Source organism: Pseudoalteromonas sp. TB64, from assembly GCF_000498095.1.
In the GTDB taxonomy this organism is placed as follows: domain Bacteria; phylum Pseudomonadota; class Gammaproteobacteria; order Enterobacterales; family Alteromonadaceae; genus Pseudoalteromonas.
In genome coordinates, this window is sequence record NZ_AUTQ01000252.1 from 24,672 (window position 1) to 31,874 (window position 7,203).

The 7,203-nt window shown below is 37.2% G+C and carries 7 protein-coding genes and 1 pseudogene; 4 read left to right on the forward strand and 4 right to left on the reverse strand.

What is annotated here, in order from left to right:
• Window positions 1-5: 5 nt before the first annotated feature.
• Both L647_RS0120880 and L647_RS0120885 read left to right on the forward strand, forming a co-directional pair.
• Window positions 6-665, forward strand: coding sequence for a glutathione S-transferase (locus L647_RS0120880; protein ID WP_024612742.1), 660 nt, complete (start codon window positions 6-8; stop codon window positions 663-665).
• 334 nt (window positions 666-999) lie between these two features.
• Window positions 1,000-2,262, forward strand: a complete 1,263-nt coding sequence (locus tag L647_RS0120885; protein ID WP_024612743.1) for a valine--pyruvate transaminase — start codon at window positions 1,000-1,002, stop codon at window positions 2,260-2,262.
• A 98-nt stretch (window positions 2,263-2,360) separates the two neighbouring features.
• Here L647_RS0120885 and L647_RS0120890 read toward each other — a convergent pair whose 3' ends face one another.
• Window positions 2,361-2,828: a hypothetical protein gene (locus tag L647_RS0120890; RefSeq protein WP_024612744.1), complete on the reverse strand. Its 468-nt coding sequence runs from the start codon at window positions 2,826-2,828 to the stop codon at window positions 2,361-2,363.
• Here L647_RS0120890 and L647_RS0120895 point away from each other — a divergent pair.
• Window positions 2,813-4,003, forward strand: a complete 1,191-nt coding sequence (locus L647_RS0120895; protein ID WP_024612745.1) for a PQQ-dependent sugar dehydrogenase — start codon at window positions 2,813-2,815, stop codon at window positions 4,001-4,003. The genes L647_RS0120890 and L647_RS0120895 overlap by 16 nt on opposite strands.
• A 126-nt stretch (window positions 4,004-4,129) precedes the next feature.
• Here the strand turns inward: L647_RS0120895 and L647_RS1000000125105 are convergent, their stop codons facing one another.
• The 3 genes from L647_RS1000000125105 to L647_RS0120910 all read right to left on the reverse strand — a co-directional run bounded on the left by L647_RS1000000125105 (window position 4,130) and on the right by L647_RS0120910 (window position 6,468).
• Complete coding sequence (locus tag L647_RS1000000125105; protein ID WP_024612746.1) at window positions 4,130-4,894, reverse strand: hypothetical protein; 765 nt, start codon at window positions 4,892-4,894, stop codon at window positions 4,130-4,132.
• A 400-nt stretch (window positions 4,895-5,294) separates the two neighbouring features.
• Window positions 5,295-5,795: an endonuclease V gene (locus tag L647_RS0120905; protein ID WP_024612747.1), complete on the reverse strand. Its 501-nt coding sequence runs from the start codon at window positions 5,793-5,795 to the stop codon at window positions 5,295-5,297.
• Window positions 5,796-6,018: 223 nt separating this feature from the next.
• On the reverse strand, window positions 6,019-6,468 hold the full coding sequence (locus L647_RS0120910; RefSeq protein WP_024612748.1) for a hypothetical protein: 450 nt from the start codon (window positions 6,466-6,468) through the stop codon (window positions 6,019-6,021).
• 298 nt (window positions 6,469-6,766) lie between these two features.
• Between L647_RS0120910 and L647_RS0120915 the strand changes: the two are divergent.
• Window positions 6,767-7,201, forward strand: a pseudogene (locus tag L647_RS0120915) (TOBE domain-containing protein); the annotation flags it as partial.
• Window positions 7,202-7,203: the final 2 nt, after the last annotated feature.

The window sequence follows — 7,203 nt, forward strand, 5'->3', positions numbered from 1 at the left end:
TTAAAATGACACTGCCATTATTATATTCATTACAACACTGCCCTTACGCAATGCGTGCAAGAATGGGGATTTTAATGGCAGAGCAACAAGTATTACTACGCGCTATAAAAACTAAAAACAAACCACCGCACCTTTTACAAATATCGCCAAAAGGCACGGTGCCTGTTTTATTATTACCTAACAACCAAGTAATAGATGAAAGCCTAGACATTATGCTGTGGGCTTTAAAACAAAATGACCCACATAATTTACTCCACTCTCACGACCCGTTAGCACTTGCGCGTATGCTTGATTTAATTAAGCTAAACGACACACAATTTAAGCCAGTGCTCGAAAAGTATAAGTTTTATGCTCGCACAAAAGACATGGCACACCTTTATTACCAAACAGCATGCGAAGAGTTTATTAAACAATTTGAAGCAAAACTAACTACTCATAAATACCTAATGGGCGATGAAAAAAGCCTAGCGGACTATGCACTACTTCCGTTTATTAGGCAGTTTGCCCGTGTAAACAAACATTGGTACTTACAAAGCGAATACACACATGTACGCGCGTGGTTAAACGAATTTTTACAAGCCCCTATGTTTACAAAAGTAATGGCTAAATATGATTTGTGGATGGATTGTGGCGAAGAGTTTTTATATGGCGTTAAAAAGCCTTAACTTAGCCTTTGTTTTATAGGGAATTATATTTCTATAGTTGACTAACCTGAGCTCTGGGTAAAAGATTTACTAATGCATTGAATCATGTGATATTTAAATTTATTTTCTCGAGCCAGAGATTTTTAGTGAAAATAAGGCGAATTTGCGCGTCAATAGCTGGTCTATTGCAAGTAAATTCAACGCAGTTAGCGCTGATAATAGCTGCTCGAGATAGATTTATTATCCAGAGTTCAGGTTAACTATAAAGCTAGGCATTGAATTATTCTCATCATCGAATTTAAGCCTATTATTTACGCTATACTGCCTTCCCCATTATTAACAAACGCTATGCATTATGAACTACTCAAACTTTGGCACTAAATTTACACAACCCAACGGCATTACCCAATTAATGGAAGACTTAGGCAGTGCTAAAAGCAGCAATAATCCCAATATTGTTATGCTTGGTGGCGGTAACCCCGCATTAGTACCGCAAGTTAATGAGGTTTTTTTAAGTGAATTACAAAAACTTGTTGCCAGTAATAAGGTATCGCAAGTATTTGGACTTTACGATGGTCCAACCGGTAACGACGAGTTTAGAGCAGCATTAGCAGGTCAATTAAGTAAAGAATATGCATGGGATATTAGCGCCGATAATGTAGCGCTTGGCAACGGCAGCCAAGCAAACTTTTTTGTATTGTTTAACATGTTTGCAGGCAGCATGCCTGATGGCAGTCATAAAAAGATTTTATTTCCACTCGCGCCAGAATATATAGGTTATGCCGACCAAGGTTTATCAGCCGATATGTTTGTTGCAGTAAAGCCTGATATCGAAATTTTAAATACAGGCGGTGCATCAAAACAATTTAAATACATTATTGATTTTAAAGCAGTTGAGCAAATATTAGCTAACGACAGCAGTATTAGCGCGTTGTGCGTATCGCGCCCTACCAACCCAACAGGTAACGTAATTACCGACGACGAAGTAAAGCACCTTGATTTACTTGCTAAGCAATATGGCATTCCACTCATTATAGATAACGCGTACGGCGACCCTTTCCCAGGTTGTATTTACACTGATGCAAACCTAACGTGGAACTCAAACATTATTTTATGTATGTCGCTTTCAAAACTTGGCTTACCAGGTTTACGCAGCGGTATTGTGGTTGCAAACAATGAGATTATTAAAGCAATAGGACGTGTAAATGGCAGTATGGTTTTATCGCCAAACAGCATTGGACCAAGCTTAGTTACACGTTTAATTGACGACGGCGAACTACTCCCACTGTGCCATAATGTTGTACTGCCTTTTTATCGTAATAAAGCACACATAGCGATTGAGTTGTTTGATGAAGTATTTGCCGATATGCCTGTTTACCTGCACAAAGTTGAAGGGGCATTTTTTATGTGGCTGTGGTTTAAAGATGCAAAAATGACAAGCGAAGCGTTGTATCAACAACTTAAAGAGCAAGACGTGTATGTAATTCCAGGTCACAACTTTTTTATCGGCATTGACGACAGCTGGGCGCACAAGCACGAGTGTATTCGTATTAACTACGCTACCGATGCAAATACCCTAAAAAAAGGCTTAGAAGCAATTAAAGCCGTTATGGCGTAAATTTATAAAACAGTGATTAAAGCTTACTATCGTGAGTTTTAATCACATCTTAAAAACCCGCTTATATAACCCCACTTATATAACCCCACTTAGCTTTATCAGGTAGATTGAGGCTCTTTTACTAATTTAGCTTTTAAGACCTTAGTTAACTTAGCAAAAACAAAACCACCCATAGCGCCTGCAAGTAATTGCGCATAAAATCCCCAGCCTCGCGCGCCCGCTATAATATGAATATTCATAATTGATTCAATGGCAATTAGCACAATAGCAAACGCCACAATACCAGCAAAAACAAATAACAGAGAGCTGTATTTTTGAACCTTTTTATTAAGCTGTACCGTAACTAAAAAAGCGATGGCAAGCGCTACAGCAATAATAGCGCCATAGATGGGTAATAAACCGACCCAATCATCAAGCGTTAAATTAATCCGATCGCTTAAGCTAACAACAACGCCTACATTAACTAATTGATTGACAACGTATTGGCTATGAAACAAGCTAGCAAGTGAAAATGTAAGTAACCAAGAAACTAAAAATGAAGGCAATATACGTGTTAAAAACAACATGGTTATCTCAATTTAAAATAAAGCTTTTCTCTTATGCAAGCCATGCTAGCAAAGGCTTGCCCCGTAAACAATGTATCTCTTTTTTTACTTTGCTTTCGCTTTTTTCGTTTTCTGTTAATGCAGGCGCTGCGTTACCAAATGAGCAATACAATACAAAAACACTTGCAACACAATTGCAGTCTCCGTGGAGCATGGTTGAACTGCCAAACGGCACATGGTTAATTACAGAGCGTGATGGTCACGTAGTTATCGTTAAAAACAATGCGCAATCAAGAGTAAAACTAGATCTGATCGGTTTATACGTTGCAGGCCAAGGTGGCTTGCTCGATATTGTGTTATCACCAGATTATAACGACTGCAAAGAAATTATTTTTACCTACGCCCAAGGTGATGCTAACGCAAACAGGCTTGTTGTTGCCAAAGCCACATTTAATGGCAATAGCTTTTCAAAGCCTAACATTATTTATAAAGTAGCGACTGATAAAAATACACCGCAACATTACGCTGGGCGCATCCTTGTATTACCCGATAACACCTTATTAGTTTCAACAGGTGATGGATTTGATTTTAGAGAGCAAGCACAAGTTATCACCAGCCAACTTGGTAAAATATTACGTATAAACTTAGATGGCACCATTCCAACAAATAACCCATTTATTAACCACGAAAACCCAAATGCACATGCTGTTTACTCACTTGGTCATCGTAACCCTCAAGGCTTAGTTTATGATTACGATACACAGCAAATTGTTAGTCACGAACACGGCCCTGCAGGTGGTGACGAACTAAACTACTTAACCGCTGGCACTAATTACGGATGGCCTGTAATCACTTATGGTAAAGATTATTCGCAAGCGCGTATTTCACCATTTACCGAATATAAAGGCATGCAAAAGCCAAGTGTTGATTGGACGCCTTCAATCGCCCCTTCTGGTATGGCGTATTACGGCTCTAAACACGCCGCTTTTGCTTCATTGCAACAACATGTGCTTATCACCACGCTAGTCGATAAAAAGCTCTACGCCGTTAATTTAGCAAATGGTGAATTTACGCAATCTCACGTATTTCCTGAGGCCGCAGGAAGATTAAGAGATGTGTTTGTTACAACTGAGGGGAATATTGCGATATTAACTGATGGTAAAGAGGCAAAGCTAATGTTGGTAATGCCGAATTAATTTGCATAAAAAAACTAACAATAAAACTAATGGCAAAAAGAAAGAGCTGAGCCAATTGTTACGCATTTTTTAATATCAAAAAAATCGAGTTGGTCGAAACTTTCTAATGGGCGATCCTATTCTTTTTTATAGCAATTTTTTAGCCTTACTAATATCTAATTCGTATTTGTTAATATTTGCATAAAACCTTGCAGCAGAAACTGCTTTATTAATATCTCCAAAATATACTTCATGCAAGCCGTCATTTTTATATTGAAGTATCATAAGATCATCTACCTTTTCGAGTGTGTTAGCAGATATAGCAACAAAACCCGTTTTTTGTGATGTAGTTTTAACACTGATTCTTCTCCCTGTTTTTGAGAGAACATCAAAACCATGTTGGTTTACAACATGTGAGATAGAACCGTCAATTATGAGTGCACAATAAAACTCACCTAAACGACCAATAAGGTGCCTTACTTCAGTTGGCTTTACACCCAACTTTTGAACTTCAAATCGAACTAAGGCTAAATATTTTTCATATAATTCTTTAATATTACTTAAAGTAAGTAAATCATCAAATTGTGCAATTCCTTTGCTATAACTATTATGTTCCCATGGTTTACATCGAGCGCATTCTTGAGTAAACAACCCATTTTTCTCGCCTTCCTGCTTTGTCCAATCACGTAGTGACTCGACATTAGTAGAACAAATTTTTATGTAACCTCTTTCAGTAAACCCATCCTCTTGAGCATTTCCTTGAAGTGTTGTTACATAACTGCAATCTGCGGTGTGAAGAACTCGATAATCTAATCGCTTACTTTTGGATGTATTAATAACAAACCCATTTGGATTCGACTGAATCCAATTAATATATTTATATTCATCATTGATAAATTCCGAAAAACTCATTAAAGCACTCCAAATGGGATAAAAAGGCTGTAGAGTAATTCCAACAACCAAAAGTAATTAAAAAGCGAACCCTTAAATTAATCCTAAGTATTTAAAAAAAAGGCTTTCTGTATCAGATCTTGATTTTTACTCATCTAACCAATCATCTACTCCACTTTCGCGTAGCTTTGTTGCAAAAGACGTTAAAGAACTCTATAACGTTAATTTAGATAATGGTGAATTAACGCAATCTCATATTTCCCCAAAAGCATCTGGTAGATTACGAAATGTGTTGGTGATGCACTGGTAATTTACATAGAATAGTCAACAGTAAAACCATAGGAAAAAAGAAAAAACGACTCTAATGTCATTTAATCAATTTTATAATAAACATGTTTTTCTTTGCGACCATCCAGAAATATTAAACAATTCCTCGACAAACTTGATCAGCTTTTTTTAACAAAGAAGGATTTCGATGCTTTCCATACATGCTAGCTATATATTCCTTTGCTAATGCTTGATCTATACCCGCTGCGGTAATATAAAGTGCTTTTTGACTATCTCCACGTAATAGTGCAAATTCATCAGAAATTTTTGCAAAAGAACGTTTTGCGACACCTATAACGGGTATTTCTTTATCTAATGCGTCGTAGAGATACTTCCCTAAGCCAGGTTGGCTTATACCATCTAAAAAAACGTAACCGTCAACCACTATACAACTTGGCTTATACTCAATCTCATTAAGTAACTTTAAAATACAAGGTAACTCTCTTTTATAAAAAGCCCCTGTTTCATATTCACATACATTACTTACGTTAGTTACTACTACGTTTGCAGCTTCACTGTCTTGCCAACCCTCAAACAACACACCAGCAACTGTTGCGCATGTTTCTTGATAATCGACATCTATTGCTAAAATCATATTATATCCCTATGAAATTATGTCCCTATGTGATTTTTCATTATTAAACTCAATATCACAATGTGGGTTTCGTATTTTTAATTCTTGCAGTATTGATGGTAACTTATGCAAGGTATACATTAAACTAGACAGCCACTCCAATTGTATTTAGCGGACTTAAAACACAGAGGCTCACCACTTTTAAAATTTGCAATTAATAGCTAAATTTTACTAGTCGTCCACCTCAGGGCGTGTTGTTATGCGTTTTTAGACTGTTTTCGACATACTCTAACGTTGCCAACTTATCGTAACGACCACCTGGGTTCCAATTTTCAAAAACATCAGCACCAGCTAATATATCTATATCATTAAATTTACTGATAAGCGGAGTACTACTTTCTCCTAAAATTGGTACTGTAAAACCATCAAATTGATCACAAGTTAAATCATAAGTTAACTTGTCAACTAGCACCAAATAATGACGATCGTCATTTGGATGATAGTAGCCCTCAACAACAAACACTTTAGATTCGGGATACCGCTGGCTTACAATATGAGCAAAAAACCTAGAAGAACCTTCACAGCTTGCAGTTGGAAACTGAAATGAGCCCATAAATAATGGAAATTTCTCTGCACTACCTTGCTTATATATCAAACGAAGTTTTCTTGCTAAGTCATCAATTTTACTTTTCATTGAAATTCCATACTATCCAGAAACCATAAACGCATAAAGAGCCTGTAGATTAACTCGTTTTTTTATTTGTTTTTATTGATAAACAAACCATAGCTGAGTTCCTATTTTGGTTCAATCGATTACTGTATTTTTACGCAGAATATAAAGAAGTGTTTAGTGTTGTTTTAATTGGCATTTTGGACGGGATTGCGGGTACTTGAGTAACTTTATTTTAAGTTAAAAGGGCTTACCCTTCTTAATGTATCGTATTTTGTAGCTTTTCTAGACTATTAAACTAGACAGCCACTCCAATTGTAGTGATCGTGTTGGCGTTTTAAAAGGCGGTAAAATTCAGCAAATTGATACACCCGAGCGCTGCTTTAGCACGCCAAACAATCGTTTTGTGGCACGTTTTTTAGGTGAAGCAAGCTTTATTGCAGGCAGCTTTGAAAACGGACAAGTCACTACCTCGATTGGTAATGCGCCGGCTCATGGCGTTGACTGTGAAAGTGGTGATGTTGATGTACTGCTACGCCCTGACGATGTATTGCTTGTACAAAGCAGTGTTGGTAATAACGGCGAAGTCATTTGGGTACGTTTTGAAGGTGGCAGCCGCTTGTGTGCAATAAAATTAGCGTGCTCTACCGTTGTAACTAGCCGAGTAAACCATGAAGTTGTGGTAAACCCAGGCGATGAAGTACATGTTTCATTAAGCACATCACACCCACTAGCGGCTTATAAAGCTATAGACTGATT